The organism is Dokdonia sp. Dokd-P16 (assembly GCF_003095655.1).
GTDB lineage: Bacteria > Bacteroidota > Bacteroidia > Flavobacteriales > Flavobacteriaceae > Dokdonia.
Genome location: NZ_CP029151.1, coordinates 2,880,376 through 2,898,068, shown reverse-complemented (window position 1 = coordinate 2,898,068; position 17,693 = coordinate 2,880,376). Strand labels below are relative to the sequence as shown.

The 17,693-nt window shown below is 37.2% G+C and carries 15 protein-coding genes and 1 pseudogene; 14 read left to right on the top strand and 2 right to left on the bottom strand.

Annotation, left to right across the window (positions count from 1 at the left end; genetic code table 11):
• The first annotated feature begins 32 nt into the window (after window positions 1–32).
• The 12 genes and pseudogenes from DCS32_RS12925 (at window position 33) to DCS32_RS12870 (ending at window position 9,380) form a co-directional block, all read left to right on the top strand.
• A complete protein-coding gene (locus DCS32_RS12925; RefSeq protein WP_162533655.1) occupies window positions 33–1,115 on the top strand; it encodes a TlpA disulfide reductase family protein in 1,083 nt (360 codons plus the stop codon).
• A 111-nt stretch (window positions 1,116–1,226) separates the two neighbouring features.
• Window positions 1,227–1,319 (top strand): annotated as a pseudogene (locus tag DCS32_RS12920) (type II toxin-antitoxin system HigB family toxin); the annotation flags it as partial.
• 1 nt (window position 1,320) lies between these two features.
• The gene (locus DCS32_RS12915) at window positions 1,321–1,677 is read left to right on the top strand and encodes a type II toxin-antitoxin system HigA family antitoxin (RefSeq protein WP_108879295.1); all 357 of its coding nucleotides are present in this window, start codon (window positions 1,321–1,323) and stop codon (window positions 1,675–1,677) included.
• A gap of 23 nt (window positions 1,678–1,700) precedes the next feature.
• Entirely contained in the window at window positions 1,701–2,561 is an 861-nt protein-coding gene (locus DCS32_RS12910) for a glycerophosphodiester phosphodiesterase family protein (RefSeq protein ID WP_108878652.1), read from the top strand.
• A 71-nt stretch (window positions 2,562–2,632) separates the two neighbouring features.
• On the top strand, window positions 2,633–3,325 hold the full coding sequence (locus tag DCS32_RS12905; RefSeq protein WP_108878651.1) for a hypothetical protein: 693 nt from the start codon (window positions 2,633–2,635) through the stop codon (window positions 3,323–3,325).
• A 192-nt stretch (window positions 3,326–3,517) separates the two neighbouring features.
• Window positions 3,518–4,129: a hypothetical protein gene (locus DCS32_RS12900; protein WP_108878650.1), complete on the top strand. Its 612-nt coding sequence runs from the start codon at window positions 3,518–3,520 to the stop codon at window positions 4,127–4,129.
• 104 nt (window positions 4,130–4,233) lie between these two features.
• Entirely contained in the window at window positions 4,234–4,977 is a 744-nt protein-coding gene (locus DCS32_RS12895) for a hypothetical protein (RefSeq protein ID WP_108878649.1), read from the top strand.
• A 65-nt stretch (window positions 4,978–5,042) separates the two neighbouring features.
• Window positions 5,043–5,609: a hypothetical protein gene (locus DCS32_RS12890; protein WP_108878648.1), complete on the top strand. Its 567-nt coding sequence runs from the start codon at window positions 5,043–5,045 to the stop codon at window positions 5,607–5,609.
• Between the two features lie 193 nt (window positions 5,610–5,802).
• Window positions 5,803–6,381, top strand: coding sequence for a hypothetical protein (locus DCS32_RS12885; protein WP_108878647.1), 579 nt, complete (start codon window positions 5,803–5,805; stop codon window positions 6,379–6,381).
• A 290-nt stretch (window positions 6,382–6,671) separates the two neighbouring features.
• On the top strand, window positions 6,672–7,181 hold the full coding sequence (locus DCS32_RS12880) for a GNAT family N-acetyltransferase (RefSeq protein ID WP_108878646.1): 510 nt from the start codon (window positions 6,672–6,674) through the stop codon (window positions 7,179–7,181).
• A 197-nt stretch (window positions 7,182–7,378) separates the two neighbouring features.
• Window positions 7,379–8,698 (top strand): MFS transporter, encoded by a 1,320-nt coding sequence (locus DCS32_RS12875; protein ID WP_108878645.1) that lies wholly within the window; start codon window positions 7,379–7,381, stop codon window positions 8,696–8,698.
• A 163-nt stretch (window positions 8,699–8,861) separates the two neighbouring features.
• Entirely contained in the window at window positions 8,862–9,380 is a 519-nt protein-coding gene (locus DCS32_RS12870) for a hypothetical protein (RefSeq protein ID WP_108878644.1), read from the top strand.
• Here the strand turns inward: DCS32_RS12870 and DCS32_RS12865 are convergent, their stop codons facing one another.
• Entirely contained in the window at window positions 9,381–11,477 is a 2,097-nt protein-coding gene (locus tag DCS32_RS12865) for a M1 family metallopeptidase (protein ID WP_108878643.1), read from the bottom strand.
• A gap of 82 nt (window positions 11,478–11,559) precedes the next feature.
• Here DCS32_RS12865 and recG point away from each other — a divergent pair, with 82 nt between their 5' ends.
• Window positions 11,560–13,662 (top strand): ATP-dependent DNA helicase RecG, encoded by a 2,103-nt coding sequence (gene recG, locus DCS32_RS12860; protein ID WP_108878642.1) that lies wholly within the window; start codon window positions 11,560–11,562, stop codon window positions 13,660–13,662.
• Here recG and DCS32_RS12855 read toward each other — a convergent pair whose 3' ends face one another.
• Window positions 13,663–14,910: a TlpA family protein disulfide reductase gene (locus DCS32_RS12855; RefSeq protein ID WP_108878641.1), complete on the bottom strand. Its 1,248-nt coding sequence runs from the start codon at window positions 14,908–14,910 to the stop codon at window positions 13,663–13,665.
• Between the two features lie 293 nt (window positions 14,911–15,203).
• On the opposite strand from DCS32_RS12855, the gene pheT reads away from it, so the two are divergent.
• The gene (gene pheT / locus DCS32_RS12850; RefSeq protein ID WP_108878640.1) at window positions 15,204–17,630 is read left to right on the top strand and encodes a phenylalanine--tRNA ligase subunit beta; all 2,427 of its coding nucleotides are present in this window, start codon (window positions 15,204–15,206) and stop codon (window positions 17,628–17,630) included.
• Window positions 17,631–17,693 lie beyond the last annotated feature (63 nt).

The window sequence follows — 17,693 nt, the reverse complement described above, 5'->3', positions numbered from 1 at the left end:
TTAAAAGAGCTTTCACGCCAACGCTAGCAAGTTTGCGGAAAGAAAAGCCAGTTGCAACCAAATTTAAAACCATCCTCTTGAGAATCTTCTTTGTTATTGTATCGGTGTTCTTGTTGTCTGTTTCTTGTAAGAATGACAAGACTGCAACAAAAGTTGATAGTTTTAACCTATCAGTACAAGCCAAAAATTTTCCTGACAGCACTAAAGTTGTTCTTTACAATAGAGATATTGATAAGGATATAGACTCAGGTTTTGCGGTTAATGAACGCTTTGACTTTTCTGGAACAGTAGCGCTACCATCGCTTTCTTATTTGAACTTTTATGATAAAAACGGTAAGCCACTAGAACCATACAAGTACTTCTTTTTAGAAAATACCAATATGTCTGTTATAGGAGAGTACTCAGACTTCCTTAATGCAAAAGTAACAGGCTCTGAGCAAACAGATCTATATACCGTATATAACGCTCTATCTCAAGACAGCGATACATCTAATAGGTTTCAAAAAGAAGTAGACTTCCTCTACGCTAATGCCAATAACCAAATGGCCTTGACGGAACTACTATACAAGAAAAAACAAATCTCAAAAGATAGCTTGTTACTCTTTTATGAGAAATTAGATACAATCAATACAAACTCAATAAAGGGTCAGGAGTTACTGACCTACACAAAAGCGATTGATATCAAAGCTGGAGATAGCTTTAGAGACATCAAAGGGACAGATCTAGAAGGCAAACAACACAAACTCTCTGACTATGCTGGAAAAGTAATTTTATTAGATTTCTGGGCAGCTGGTTGTCGTCCCTGCCGTTTACAAAACAAAAAGGAGTTTCCTGAGTTAATTAAAAAATATAGCAAAGACGATTTTGTTCTCATAAGTTATTCCCTTGACACTGATAAAAAGAGCTGGAAACAATCAAGCGAAAAGGATAATATCAATTGGCTTAATATTTCCGATTTACAAGGAATGAAAGGTGATAATGTTTCAAAATATGCCGTTACCGCTATTCCTAATAGCTTTTTAATTAATCAAGAAGGTATTATCGTAAGATCATTCATAGGCTTTACTGACGGCTCAAATACGATTGAAAAAGAGATTAATAAGCTTTTGGAGTAGCCATAGTTTTATTTAAAAAGTAATTTTATAATTTACGCTCGCTAAGGCTTATACGAGACTTTACTATTACCAAGCAACTAACAAACCATTCATCACAATCAAAAATTAATCCTTGTAAAATTTAATTTTGAATACCAACTTGCATGGGTTCGTTTTATAGGAACGCACGCTGAATATGACAAAATTAACGCAAACGAAATTTAAGATGAATATAAAACCTATTAGAAACGAGGCAGATTACAAAAAGGCTCTTGAACGTTTAGAAATCCTCTTTGATGCAACAATGGGAACTGAAGAAGGCGACGAACTAGAGATTCTTGCCATTGTCATTGACAACTACGAAAAAGAGAATTTTCCGATTGGAATGCCTGACCCAATTTCAGCCATTAATTTTAGAATGGAACAGATGGGATTGAAACAAAAGGATTTAGTAGAAATGATTGGTTTCAAAAGTCGAGTGAGTGAAATAATGAATAAAAAGCGCAAGCTCACTTTGGAAATGATAAGAAACCTAAACACTACATTACACATCCCAACCGACGTACTTATCCAGGATTATTGAGAAATCTTAAAGGAAACACACCAATGAAAAAACTACTACTTCCCCTACTCCTAGTTGGAATTCTTATTGCAGGATGCAATCCGGCTACAGAGAAGACAAATACGCTACAAGAGTTCTTCAGTTATACTGAGAATGGCGAGACCTTAATCAGTGCGCATCGCGGTGGTAAGAGTTATGCAGGCTACCCTGAGAACTGCTTAGAAACCATGAAATACATCAAAGAGTCTATTCCAAACGCGTTGTTTGAAATTGACGTGGCAAGTAGTGAAGACGATGTTTTATTTCTTATGCATGACAGTTCGCTGGAAAGAACAACAACAGGCTCTGGAAGAGTAGATCAAAAAGATTGGGCAACACTCTCACAACTCCACCTGAAAGATGATTTTGACACCATTACTAATTATAAAATCCCATTATTTAAGGATGTGTTAGACTGGGCAAAAAAGGAAAACGCCATCCTCACGGTTGACATTAAGCGCAGCGTTGATCCAGAACTTGTACTTCGTTTTATAGAGGACAACGATGCCTTAGCGCAATCGGTGATTATTACTTACTCCATGGAAACGGCACAGCAACTTTACAAGTTAAACCCTGAGGTTGTACTTTCTGTTACCATTAGAAATATGGAAGAGTTTGATACGGCTGCTAGCTCTGGCATTCCATGGAAAAATATGGTCGCTTTTACGGGAACTATAGCATCAGATCCATCATTATATGCCAAGTTGCATGAAAAAGGAGTGATGTGTATGCTAGGAACTCTAGGTAACCTCGATAAAAAATCCAAAGCAAGAGGCGATGTACTCTATAAAGAATGGGTGAAGCTTGGTATTGATGTTTTTGCAACCGATAGACCTCTTGAAGTGCAAAAAGCAATTTCAAAGTAGCAAATCTAGCAGCAACGCCTAGTATTAAAATAACCCAGTAACAGCATTTACAACCTTAGATTACCAAACCAATGAACAGACTAACACTACTACTCCTTTCAATCGTATTAATTTCATGTAACAACACCGAAAAGAAAGAGCAGCTTCCAGAAAAAAAGGAAGTTGTACAACCCACCATAAAATCCATAGAGGAAGTTAAAAGTAACATCAAGCGTTTTAATGACTTTATCCCAAGTGATTACGAACTTGTGATTTCTAGAAACGAGCTCAACAAGGTCATGTCAGATTTTAATAAAGACGGTATTTCTGATTATGCGGTATTACTAGCCAGCGGAAAAAACGACAGAGATTACGCTAACAGTAAAGATGTACGACTGGCGATTTTTGAAGGACAAAGTGATGGTTCCTTTATACTCAAAAGCCAAACCGGTAATCTAACTTCAGCCTTTTTACATGTAAACCCTAACCGAAGAATAAAAGTTGCCAGAGCAAATGTAATCAGTGTGAAGCACGAATCGATGAGACATGATTATGAGTTGAAAATCAAATATGATAAAACATACAACGACTATATGCTCATTGGCTCCGAATATAACAACTACGGCAACGCTGCAAAAGATGGTGCTGGTAACATAAGCTCCAACTTTATAGAAGGTAAAAGAGTGTCGACCATCGGTAAGAAGAAAACAACGACTTTAGATAAGAAGCTATTGCCTATTTCGGCGATCAATGACGATAATATTTATGAATTGATTGGTGGGTAGGGTTTGTTGAAATTGAAGTAGAAATTGAAGTTGAAGTTGAAAAAACGATTCCTGTGTAATTATTACGCTTTCGCGAAAGCGTATGATTCACTATAATTACTTGTATATTAAAGCAACATATTGATAATAATAAGTATCGACAAAACACAGTTTGCTATTTTTGGAGTGTTTTGAAATAAATAGAATAAGAAGATGCTAAAAGAAAAATTTCTACATCTTATAGAAAAGTATTCTAATGACAACAATTACAACTTAGAATGTTGGACCGAGATAGAAAAAAGCTATTCATCTAAATCTCGTCACTATCATAATCTTTCACATTTAGAAAACATGATTTCTGATTTGGATCATGTTGAATCTCAAGTTAACAACATAGACGCTTTACTATTTTCCATTTATTACCACGACATCGTTTACAAAGCAACTCAAAGTGATAATGAACATCAAAGCGCGCTGGTTTTTAAAAAGAGAATTTCTGCAACCTCTTTTAAACCGATAAAGGAATGCGTAGAGCAGATTGAAGCTACAAAAGAGCACCAACTGTCTTCTGATAATGACATAAATATTCTCTTAGATTTAGATCTATCTATTTTAGGTAAGAGTGCAAATGAATACACTAAATATTCCCAAGATATTAGGAAAGAGTATAAAATCTATCCTGATTTTATGTACAAAAAAGGACGGAAAAAAGTGCTTAGTCATATCCTTGAATTAGATTCCATATTTAAAACTAGTTTCTTTAGAGATAAATATGAAAGGCAGGCAATAAGTAATTTACGGTCTGAACTGGATACGTTGAATTAAGCAAACAAAAAATAATTCATGAAAAATATTGAGTTTTCTAATTCAAATGCCGTCAAAATAAATCCATAAAGATTTTATTATAACATGTTAGAGTAATACCACCAATGAATACCTTCATAAAGAAATACACTATCGAAAAATGGTGGGTGCCTCTATTAATTTTTATAGCATCGGTAATTATATTCTTTGCTACCATTGGGATTGACGTATTTCCTCCTAAGCTCTTCTTGATTTTTGGAGTTGTAGTACTATTTCTAGGAGGTGTTATTCAAATATTCAATAATAGAAGGCTTGTTGGCTTTTTGAATGTTTGCTTATCTGTACTTATCCTAAGTTTTATAGCCATATTAGTATTTTCTTTTAACTCACTATATGGACCTACAGACTCATTTGCAGACAACCTTGAGTTACCAGATAATGTACTACTTGAAAAACCACTTAATGAAAGAGTCGATACTCCTCCAGTACTAATAAAACATGAGAATAGTGGAGAAATTTTATCTAGCAATATCAATTTCCAACTCTATAATTCATATCAACCAGGGCTATATGAGTATGACCTATGGATACAATCAGATCAAAGCGGAACTGTCTTTTTAAAGGTTTATAAAATTACTCAGGAAATGTTGCTTTCATCTTCGAGTGTTATGAATGAGTCAAGTATAAGAATAGAAAACACACAAGGAAAGATTAAAAAGTATAGTTCTAAAGATGATTTCACCATTTACGAAGGAGACTGGGGTCAACCATATGGAGCAAGGTTTGAGCTTTGGTTTATTCCTGATGATACAAATGAAGAGAAGAAAATCGCTCAAAAAAATTATATCATTGAAGGCTGGATGCGATAATCAACATAAAATTATTTAAAATCTAAAATATTGAGAGAGATCACTAGCCACCTCAAATAGTACATATGGAATTATATAAACGACTTATTGAAATAGTTGACGCAAATGTGATCAACTGTTTGATTCCAATGATTCTGACTTTGCTTTTTATCAAACTCATATTCAAACAGAGATTTGAAGTTAAAAGAACATTGAATGTAATACGTTGGATAATTATCATCTATACAGTAATCACATGGACTTTTTATCTAATTGGGATGGCAACTACTAATAACCCTGAAGAATATGCGTTTATCAACAGAGCAACTGGCCCTTATGCATGGGCTTATTGGTTAATGTTTCTATCTGCCTTAATTTTACCCCTTACCCTACTCGTTCAGAAATTAGCATCAAAGTTTTGGTATGTGCTATTGGTCGCTTTTGCGATGAAAAGCGGCATGTACTTTGAGCGATTTGTAATCATTACAACTACATTTCACAGTAATTATATGCCTGAAGATCAAAACAATCAAATTATAAAGGTCATTGCATCTAGTATTGGAATAATATTCCTACAAGGTATTATTATGACGATTTTGATCTTGGGAGTGTTTGAAATTTTAAAATGGAACTCAGAGCTTACAGATGTTTAAAAAGCTATTGATTGAAAAATCTAACACTTTGCCATACCTCAAAACCACCATCTAATCAATCAACCTATTAAACCAATAGTTGTTTCACGTTGTATAAAGGAAGATTACGCTCAATGAAGTTGAGCAATTAACTAACTGCATATCATTGCTCTAAAGATAGTTTTGTGTCAATATAAATCATAAAACTTTTGACATGCCTACAGAAACAAAAAAATCAGACAACGCTCTTGAACAATTTTTGAGCGAATTTGAAACCTTAGTATCCGGAATCACCGAGCACGCATTAAAAAATGCAGAGGACGAAGATGAAAAAGCGGTGATACAATCATTTGCTCCATCACTTAATAATCAAATTTTTGAACTCAATCAATTCATTAGAGAGAGTGCAAAAAAATCATCAAAACAACAAGAACGCGATGTACTAGAAGTTTTGAAAATAAGCTCAGGAGTATCACTTGCCAAAAATGCAAAAGGGATGTTCCCTAACATAGGATCTCTAGTTGGAAAACTTGGCCTTGATAGAATCATAAAGGAGATCAAAAAAGTAATCTACGCGATTATAGATTTAATTGGTATCAAACTGCCTAAATGGTTTGACAAAATCGTTAATCTTATTGATGAAATAATTACATTCATCATATCAGGAGGTTCCTCAAAAATGATGACTACCTTTTCTATTCAAGAACAAAACTACTTGAATGAGTTAACGCAGCTAGCCAAATTAGAGCAAGCGCACCAATTCAAGTTCCAAGAGGATGAAGATGAGGAATAAGACATTAGAATAAAAAAGCTGCACTAAGCAGTTAGCGTTCTAGTCACTTACTACAAGCTTTTAATTCAATCTATGCCAATGTAAACCTTTGGCTCTCGCTATAGTTTTATAGCCCGTGATTGTATTAAAAGCTTGTTTTTTTTATAGATATTTCAATGGCTGTTACGCTTTCGCGAAAGCGTATGCTTCACCATAAATTCTTGTATATTTAATGTGTGATAAACTGTTATTTACTTTTTCTAAGCTAAAATTAAAGACAAGTATCACTCCCCACACTTTGATTATTATTTATGCTAGAAACTACCAGACTAAGGTTTGAGCCAATATCTCCACAACATCTAGAAGATGCTGCAGATATGTTTTGCACTAATAATCGGGTTATGGCATCTACACTAAAAGGCAGCGTTTTTACTAGAAGCGAATTTGATTCCTTACTTTATACAGATTTTATAAACGAGCAAGAGCCTGTATTTGGCTTCTGGTGCGTCATATTAAAAGAGAGCAATCGTTTTATAGGAGTTTCTGGTATTCATAAAATCAAATACCAAGATAACGAGTATTGCGAATTTGGCTTTATATTAAACGATAGTCAGTGGGGACAAGGTTTTGCAACGGAGATAGGTCATCACTGGATTTCATACGTAACAGACACCCTAAAACTAAGCCAGATCATTGCCACTGTAAGTCCGCACAACTTAGCATCTAGAAGAGTATTAGAGAAGCTTGATATGGAATATGTTGACCAGATTACAACTAAAGACAGAGGCGACCGCATAATCTTAGGTAAGACGCTCTCATAGCATTGATTACAATGGCATATTTGGGATATTCATTCATACCAACTTACAAGACTACATTTCTTTTAAGTACAGGATTCTCAATAGTTGTACGCTTTCGCGAAAGCGTAATAACCCCACAACTACTGTCTATAAAGATTGGAAGGCATAATAAACGTATATTTAACGTTTGATATCATCTAATTATCTTAGTGCGTCTTATGCCATCTTCTTCCCTTAATAAACTCTACAAGTATTTAAATAATGAAAGAGATGAGCGTGTTTGCAAAGGCATTACGGATGAGGCTTGTAAGCATGTTGCTACTAATTACTTTAGCATACTTTTTACACACACCTTTACAAAACTGGGTGATACACTTAGCAACCCTAAAACCGTGCTCACCTGGCTCATGAACTATGTGGGAGCTCCTGTTTTTCTCATAAGTCTCATTGTGCCTATACGCGAGTCTGGTGCGCTTATCCCGCAAGTTGCTATCTCAAATTATGTAAAAAGAAAACCTATACGCAAATATATTTGGATTGTGGGGTCTATTGTTCAAGGTCTTGCTATTGCTGCAATAGGGATTGTGGCATTACAATTTGAAAAACAAAATGCAGGATGGTTAATTATTATATGTTTAATCATTTTTAGCCTTGCGCGTGCTCTGGCTTCTGTGAGTTCTAAAGATGTAAAAGGAAAGACTATCCCAAAAACAAGAAGAGGAAAACTAGGAGGTTATACCTCCTCATTTGCAGGGATTTTAGTCCTTATCGCAGGTTTATATATTACTTACAAGTCTAAAACTGATGAGGATATACAGTTTTACACAACTCTCATATTTTTTGCAGCTTCCATGTGGATCATTGCTGCGATAATTTATGCGTTTATCAAAGAATTTCCAACAGACATCACCAAAGATGAGGGCGATCAAAATAGTATTAGAGATAACATTAAATTGTTAAAAGACGATAGTAATTTAAGAAACTTCGTGATCGCAAGATCGTTATTACTCTGCTCTGCCCTATCTGCGCCGTTTTACGTGACTCTTGCACAAAATAATGTTGAAGGTACAAGCTATCTCTTAGGTTTATTAATTGTCTCAAATGGACTTGCCTCTATTGTAAGTGCCCCATCCTGGGGAAAGCTGGCAGATAAGTCTAGTAAAAATACGATGGCATATGCAGTTACGATAGCCTCGCTCTGTGGTATTATTCTAGTCATTCTAGTAAGCTTTACAGCAGCTCTTAAAACGCAACTATGGCTATATCCTGTGGCGTTTTTTATCCTTGGTATTGCACACAGCGGCGTACGTCAAGGTAGAAAAACGTATGTTTTAGATATGGCAAAGGGAAATGAAAGAACAAATTATGTTTCTGTAAGTAACACGATCATAGGAATTATTTTACTTTTTACAGGAGGATTGAGTGCTGTGCTATCCTTGATATCTGTAGAGGTTGTCATTGTAGTACTATCTATTTTAGGCTTTTGGGGTGCCATAAAAAGCTACCGCCTACCTAATGTCGAAAAAGAGAACGGGTAATTATGAGCCAACTTATTACTGAGTTCTCATGTCAAATCTAATGGCATGGGTTAATGAAACTCAAATTTTCGCGAAAGCGAATAATCACATCCCATTTGGTTGCATACTAAAAAGCAAGTAAGTTTGTTATTCATCCAGAACATAGCAACAAGAACCTACTTATATGACACAAGACCTTACTAATCTAGCCTTTAATCTTCTACCCGCAGTGATCGTCGCGTTGCTGGCATATTACTTTTTTAGCCAATACGTAAAGGAGCAAGATGGACAACGCAGATTCCAACTTCATAAAGCCAATCAGGCAAATGCATTGCCGCAAAAATTACAAGCTTATGAGCGCATTACACTCTTTCTTGAGCGTATCTCACCAGGCAATCTAGTATCGCGTGTAAAGCCTTACAGTGACGATGCTAATGAATATGAAGCGCTTTTATTGCGCACCATTACAGAGGAGTTTGAACATAACTTATCACAGCAAATCTATATTACTCAGGAGTGCTGGAACGTGGTGCGCACTGCAAAGAGTGCAACTGCGGCCCTCATACGTAAGACTAATATGAGTGATAAAGTGGATACGAGTGATAAACTGCGTGAGACGATCTTGCGTGATCTCATGGATAGAGCGGCTCCTAGCGACACAGCTTTACAATTTATAAAGCAGGAGGTGAGCGAGATTATCTAGCTATAACGCCTTTATACGTTTTAAATAAGCGATTTCTTGTTCTGAGAGGTCGCTTTTTATATTTATAAGCATAGCGGCTATTTTTGGATTTTTGAGCTCATTGTCAAGTAGCTTCCTTGCGCTTTCGCGAAAACGCCAAACGTGATGAACACTAGCTTCTATAAGATTATGTAAGCTTTCTTCCTCATAAGAGCCTAGCTGTCTTATATAGTTAAAAGCATTCTCCCGAAGCTGATATGGTTGAGATGGCGCCGTATAACTTATAAGCTCTTTATAACGGGCTAATGACGCTTCGGGTTTATATTGTGGTGTAGCTAGTGATAACGCAAGCCACAGCGTTCTTATATTGCCATCTGCAAACCCCATCTGATTATCCATAAGATTAAGAACCTTGCGTTGCGATGTAGGATCATTGCGTTGCTGGTGATATACCCACAGCTTAATCATAGCCTGCTCTCGAGTGACATAACTTCTGTCACTAAGCAACTCATAAAATTCAAGTACCAGCGCTTCTGGAACGGTCTCTAGCGAACTAGCAATAGCTTGTCTTATAAACACATTCTCTGTTTCCATGGCGCGTTTGTATGCCGGAAGCGTAGCATTTATGGATTCTTGTGAGAGTTGGTAGATTGCCTCTGCCCCTAGATAATCGTTATTTGTAGCTATGGCATTCATAAGCGCTGTAAACTTAGAAGAGAGCGCCACTGCTCTACCCGACTGCAATTGGAAATACTGCTGCATGAATGTGTTTTCCTTGAGGGAAGCAAGCGCTTCCTCAGCTTGAAAAGCTGTTTGGTACAACCAGTTTTTCTTAAATGCAGTGAGATCCACGCTTGTTACTGCGGCCACTTCTGCCATAAATAGGTCTGTAGTGACGTTTTTATAAGCGTACTTAGTCAGGTAGTTTCTTACTGCAGTATCAAAAGCTCCAGCACCTACTTGTTCTCTTAGTATGTGCACTGCCCATGCACCTTTCTGATAATACGTGAGGCTACTACCTCCAGCGGCGACGAGCCTCTGCCCTTCTCCCATATCGCTAAGCTCACGCAGTTGCTCTGCGGTTTCAAAGAGCTTAAAGTAAAAATAATCATCTCCAAAAATCTCACGCTCTGCTAGCAGTGCGTAGTACGTAGCAAAACCTTCATGGAGCCAGTGATGCTCACTTTTTGTTTCTGTCACTAAATCTCCAAACCATTGATGCGCCAGCTCATGTGCGTTTACATTGACATAATTTCGATCTGTAAAGCCTATCTCATCCACCATAAAACTATCTGAAAACACAGTGAGGCTTGCATTTTCCATCCCTGCATAAAGAAAATCCTTTACGGGAACTTGCTTATAATCTTGAAAAGGAAACGGCACTCCAATCGTGGTTTTTAAGAAGTCAAAAATCTCTTTAGAGTGTTTATAAGTAGTCTCGACTTTGAGCGAATCTTCAGGACGGTAATAATATTCCAATGTAACTCCAGAACTAGCAGTCTCGCTCTTCATAGCGTAATCTCCTGCTACGAGGGCAACGAGATAGCTAGAAATAGGCTGTTGCATATCAAAAGAAGAAAATAGAGCACCATAATCCTTAAAAACTCTATTGCCTTTTCCATTTGCAATAATCGTCTTGCTATTATGTCCAGCTACTTTTAAGTCAAAAACGATTTTGTCATTCATATCATCTATACTTGGCAACCAGTGTGATGTGTACTTACCTTGTCCTTGCGTCCAGAATTCTTCTTTTCCATTATTATTCACAAAATAAGCAGCCTGTGATGGTTTTACTTGATAATCGAATTGGGCTTTGTATGTCGTTCCCGCCTTAAATTTCCCTTTGAGAACAATGGTAGTATCTGTAGCGGTTACAGTGATTGACGGTGTTTTATCTACGACTTTCATTGCGACGCCATCCATGACTACTTGATCTACATTTTGTAATATCGTAAAGGTGGTTTCAATGGATCCCAAAACGGATTTACTGTCAAAATCTAAGGACAAGGACGCGTCGATAGTCTTAAAATCAACAGTAGCGGTTTGTGGAGATATATCTTGAGCATACGCTTTCGCGAAAGCGCAACAAGTGATTACAAATAGGAATAGGTATTTCATATTTTAAAAATAACAACTTTTAAGCCACTATCTTTTAAATATCAATTCGAAAATCTGAATTAAAGACCTTATTTTTACTTTAATGAATCCCACTTTTTTACAAACTCCCATAGATTACCTCAAAGGCGTTGGTCCCAATAGAGCAGACTTGCTCCGTTCTGAGCTGGGTATTCATACTTTTCAAGACTTAATGCACCTGTTTCCTAATCGATATATCGATAAGACGCAGTATTACAAAATAGGCGAACTAGAACGTAATAATGCCGATGTGCAAATTATCGGGAAGTTTACGGGGGTTAAAATGATAGAGGGAAAAGGGCGACGACTCGTGGCTACATTTAAGGATGAAAGTGGGCAAATGGAGCTCGTATGGTTTAGGGGTCACAAATGGATTAGGGAAAGTATAAAACTCAATACTCCTTATGTGATTTTTGGAAAATGTAATTATTACAATGGCAATTTTTCCATGCCTCATCCAGAAATGGAGCTACTCGCAGATCATGAAAAAAGTATCAAATCTGCCATGCAACCGGTCTATCCATCTACCGAAAAATTGAGCAATCGAGGAGTCACAAATAAGGTAGTAAATGGTGTCATGCAAACCCTCTTTTTAGAGTGTAAAAGTCACCTGTTTGAAAGCCTCTCAAAACCTATAATTACAGAGCTCAAATTGATGCCAAAAAGAGAGGCACTTTTGAACGTTCATTTCCCGCAATCTCAAGAGCATTTAGCAAGGGCACAATACCGATTAAAATTTGAAGAATTTTTTTACATTCAGCTGCAATTAGCATTCAAAAATGTAAACCATAAAACTAAAATAAAAGGGTATCCATTTGAAAAAATTGGACCTAATTTTACCAACTTTTATAACGACCATTTACCCTTTGAACTTACGGGTGCACAAAAAAGAGTGCTCAAAGAAATACGTCATGACCTAGGCACAAATGCCCAGATGAATCGTCTTTTGCAAGGAGATGTAGGTTCTGGGAAGACCATAGTGGCGCTCATGTCAATGCTCATGGCACTTGACAACGGTTTTCAAGCTTGCCTGATGGCACCTACTGCCATCCTGGCAGTACAGCATTATCATGGTTTAAAAGAATTATGTAAAGACTTAAACACCAGTATTTCACTACTACAAGGTTCAACTAAAACTTCAGAACGTAAAATTATTCATGAACAGCTTGAAAATGGCGAATTAGACATCTTAATTGGCACTCATGCACTACTAGAAGACAAGGTGAAATTTAAGAATCTTGGACTTGCAGTAATCGATGAGCAACACCGTTTTGGCGTAAAACAACGTAGTAAATTATGGCACAAAAATGAGTACCCTCCACACGTACTTGTGATGACCGCCACCCCTATTCCACGTACACTTGCTATGACCGTTTATGGAGATCTAGATGTGAGTGTTATAGACGAACTTCCACCAGGTAGAAAGTCCATAAAAACAGTGCATAGATATGATGCAAATAGACTGAAAGTTTTCAAGTTTATTAGAGACGAAATTGCACTAGGAAGACAGGTCTATATTGTCTACCCATTAATCCAAGAATCTGAGGCTATGGATTACAAAGATTTGATGGATGGATATGAGAGTATTTCGCGAGAATTTCCCATGCCAAAATATCAAATTTCCATCGTCCACGGACAGATGAAACCAGCCGATAAAGAGATTGAAATGAATCGTTTTATCAAAGGCGAAACACAAATCATGGTCGCCACTACTGTTATTGAAGTTGGCGTTAATGTACCCAACGCATCTGTGATGATTATAGAAAGCGCAGAGCGTTTTGGGTTAAGTCAGCTACACCAATTACGTGGTCGTGTAGGTCGTGGTGCAGAGCAGAGTTACTGTATTTTGATGACGAGTCATAAGTTATCAAGCGACAGTAAAGTGCGCTTAGAAACGATGACACGCACTAATGATGGTTTTGAAATTGCCGAGGTTGACCTCAAGCTACGTGGTCCAGGAGATATTACAGGAACTCAACAAAGTGGCGCCTTAAACCTCAAAATAGCCGATATTATAAGAGATAATGATATTCTTAAAGTAGCCCGAAGCTACGCGTGGGCTGTAGTTAAGGACGATCCCACCTTTAAAAAAGAAGAAAATCAAATTATACGCTTCATGTATGCTCAGATGATGAAGTTTAAGAATATCTGGAGTTATATATCGTAATTACTCAGCAAGCAACTGCGCTACAAATTCCTCAAACTCCTTTTTAAACTCAAGGTGCTTCTCCCCTGTCGCCGTTCCATTATATCCTGTGTGGATGCGTCTCACACTTCCTTTCTTATCTACAAAAATGAGTGTAGGATATGAAAGCACATGATTAAGCATAGGTAGTTTTTCGGCTGCCTTTTTCTTATCAGAATCTCCCCATTGCGCTAGAAGTATCGGATACGGAATGTCTAATCGTTCTTGCATACGCTTAATGCTCGCAAACGCCTTTTCCTTAGTGGGCGCATATTCAAATGCCAAAGAAACTACCTCAAGATCATCTGATGGAAATTCTTTCAAATATTGTTTTATAAATTTTGATTCTTCCAAGCAATTAGGACACCACGTACCCATAAGCTTAACGAGTACTACCTTATTTTTAAATCGCTTGTCTTCTAGTGACACCAAATCCCCACTGCTATCCGGGAAAGAAAATGCAAGTCTATCATACCCCTCTTTTAAATAAGTCAATGTGTTTGCATCTGGAAGTTCGTAGTTGTCATTCTTAGTTGCTACAAACGGCTCTTTCCAGTGATCACCACTATAAAAATGCCCCTGCATTGTAGTATCTGTTACAGTTGCTGCAAAAAGAAAAGCATGAGCCCCGTCAAAAGTAGAAAGCCTTAGTTCATCTCCGTTTATTCTCCCTTCTAGATATCTATAATCACCAGTTGTAGTTCTAAAAGTACCCGTAACAATATCACCATCTGACTTAAAAGTACCCTTGGCAATGTATCGTTCGTCAGCATTATCTGGACTAAAAACAGTCTCCCAACTACCATCTACATTGGCTTGTACTTTATGCTCCTTCGTCTCTTCGCTAGCAGAAATAAAACGTTCTTTTACACCGTAATTCATTAAAAACGGTACCACACGATCAAGACTAGGTTTTATAAAGGAGCCCGTTATTTGATTACCGCTTTCGCGAAAGCGTCCTGAAAAATACCCTTCAAAAACAGGAGTTTGAATACGTATACTATCGCCATTAATCACAATCTCGTCTACCTCAATACGTTCTTCTGCATTATAAATGGTAATCGTTCCATCTTCATTTGCCTCAAATATAAAAGGAAGTTCTTCTTGATCCTGAACGGCTAACGTTGCCCTCCAAAATCCTGAATTCAACGTTTGAGGAGTGATTACTCCTTTGTCCTGCTTACAAGAAATAATGCTAATAAATGAGATGAGAATAAGTATCTGTTTCATAAATCAAAGATATACCAACACAGTCTCATTCTTTTAAAGTGCCTTACAGAAGTTTTTAAATAGTACAAACGCATAAAGTCTCACCGCCTAGTAATTAGAAATTACCAAACACCTACAAAAACAGCGTTTATAGTCACCAATTATCAAGATGACATGTTGCTAAAACACACTTTTACGAAACTAGTACCGAACTCACCTCGGGAAGCGTAAAAAAACTACTGAGATACTCGCTCATCTGCTTTGCTCACTAGCTAGGTTATTCTATCTTTGACGTCTTAAAATCGCAACGTTTTATGAAGATTTCTTACAACTGGCTTAAGCAGTTTATCGATATAGATTGGAGTGCCGAAAAAACCGGAAACCTCCTTACAGACCTAGGTCTAGAAATTGAAGGAATAGACACCTACCAAAGTGTAAAAGGTGGACTAGAAGGAATTGTAATAGGTCACGTACTGACTTGTGTGCAGCATGAAAATGCAGACAAACTTAAAGTAACCACCGTAGATATAGGTGCAGATAAACCTGTACAAATAGTATGTGGAGCTCCCAATGTAGCAGCAGGGCAGAAAGTACCCGTAGCGACTATAGGAACTACACTTTACACAGAAGAAGGTGAAGCCTGGAAAATAAAGAAAGGTAAAATACGTGGTGAAGAATCTCACGGAATGATCTGTGCAGAAGACGAGCTAGGATTAGGTAAGAGCCACGATGGAATTATGATTCTTAATGAGGATCTTATCCCTGGAACACCAGCCGCAGAGGTTTTTGAAATAGAAAATGATCAAGTTTTTGAAATAGGACTCACACCTAACCGTGCAGATGCTATGAGCCACTGGGGTGTTGCCCGTGATCTTAAAGCAGGTTTATTACAACATGAGGTTAATAAAGGTCTTATTACTCCATCTACATCTTCTTTTAAAATTGAGAAGCGCCTGCACAAAATTGATGTTCAAGTACTAGATGCAGAAAAAGCACCTCGTTATGCAGGAGTTGTGATCAGCGACTTAAAAGTGAGCGAATCTCCAGAGTGGTTAAAGCACAGACTTAAAGCCATAGGCCTCTCTCCTATTAACAACATTGTAGATGCGACTAATTATGTATTACATGATCTAGGACAACCACTACACGCTTTTGATTTAAACAAGATTGCAGGAGATAAGATTGAAGTGCGCACTGTAGAAGCAGGCACCAAGTTTACTACACTAGACGGTGTAGAGCGTGAGTTACATGAAGATGACTTAATGATTTGTGACGCAGAGAAGCCTATGTGTATTGCAGGAGTTTTTGGTGGAGCCCACAGCGGAGTTACAGAAAACACCTCTGCTATATTTTTAGAAAGCGCCTATTTTAACCCTGTTGCTGTACGTAAGACGGCTAAACGCCATGGTTTAAACACAGATGCATCTTTCCGTTTTGAGAGAGGTATCGATCCTAATATTGCAGAGTATGCTCTTACTAGAGCTGCACTTCTTATTATGGAAATTGCGGGTGGAGAAATTACCAGCGAGATTGTAGACATCTACCCAAAAAAGATAGAAGACCAGCAGGTATTCTTAAACTTTGATAACACTACTAAGCTTATAGGAGAAGAGCTTCCTAAGGAAGTTATTAAAGGAATTTTGATGTCACTAGATATCAAAATTAACAATGTTACAGAAAGTGGTATTGGAATGACTATTCCTGCTTTTAGAAACGATGTAACTCGCGAGGCAGATGTTATAGAAGAAATTCTACGAGTGTACGGTTACAACAATATCAACTTTGGTAAAAAGCTTAATGCTACGGTGTCTTCAAGTTCAAAATTTGACGATCACAAAGTAAGCGACGTGATAGGAAACCAACTTGCCGCTCAAGGTTTTTATGAGATGATGGCAAATAGCCTTACTACGCCAGCATACACAGCACTTTCTGAAAATCTTAAGGAAGAGCACCAAGTTGAGATGCTTAATCCGTTAGGGAAGGAGTTAAGCGTGATGCGACAGTCTATGTTATTTTCTGGACTAGAAGCTATCTCATACAACGTAAACCGTCGTAGAGGAAACATCAAACTCTTTGAGTTTGGTAAAACCTACCATAACTACACAGAGGAGCGCAGAGAAGATAAGCACCTTGCCCTTTTTGTCACTGGAAGTCGCACCGAAGAATCATGGACCAACCCTACCACTCCAACTAACTTCTATTACCTCAAAGGTGTGGTAAGCGCTGTACTAGAAAAATTAGGGATTACTAGAGTACGGTCTTCTGCAGTGAAGAATGATGTTTTTTCTGAAGCCGTAGGACTTTCACTAGGGAAACAACAAGTAGTAAGCTACGGTATTGTTAAGAAAAGTATCCTCAAGAAATTTGACTTATCACAAGATGTATATTATGCAGATTTTAACTGGAATGCTATTTTAGAGATTGCTGCTCGTAATAATGTTAAGTTTAAGGACATTCCAAAATATCCTTCTGTACGTCGTGACTTTGCACTTTTACTAGATGCTAATGTTCAGTTTGAAGATATAGCAACAATTGCAAAGCAAACCGAAAAACAATTACTTAAAGATGTAAATCTTTTTGACGTTTACGAGGGTAAAAACCTTCCTGAAGGCAAGAAAAGTTATGCAGTAAGCTTCTTACTTCAAGACGAAAACAAGACACTTACAGATAAGCAGATAGACAAAACGATGAATAAATTGCAACAGCGTTTTGAAAAAGAACTAGGAGCTATACTTAGATAGTAAGGTAGCTGTACTATTTTTAAGCTCTTAGATACTCTATGTATCTAAGAGCTTTTTTTGGCT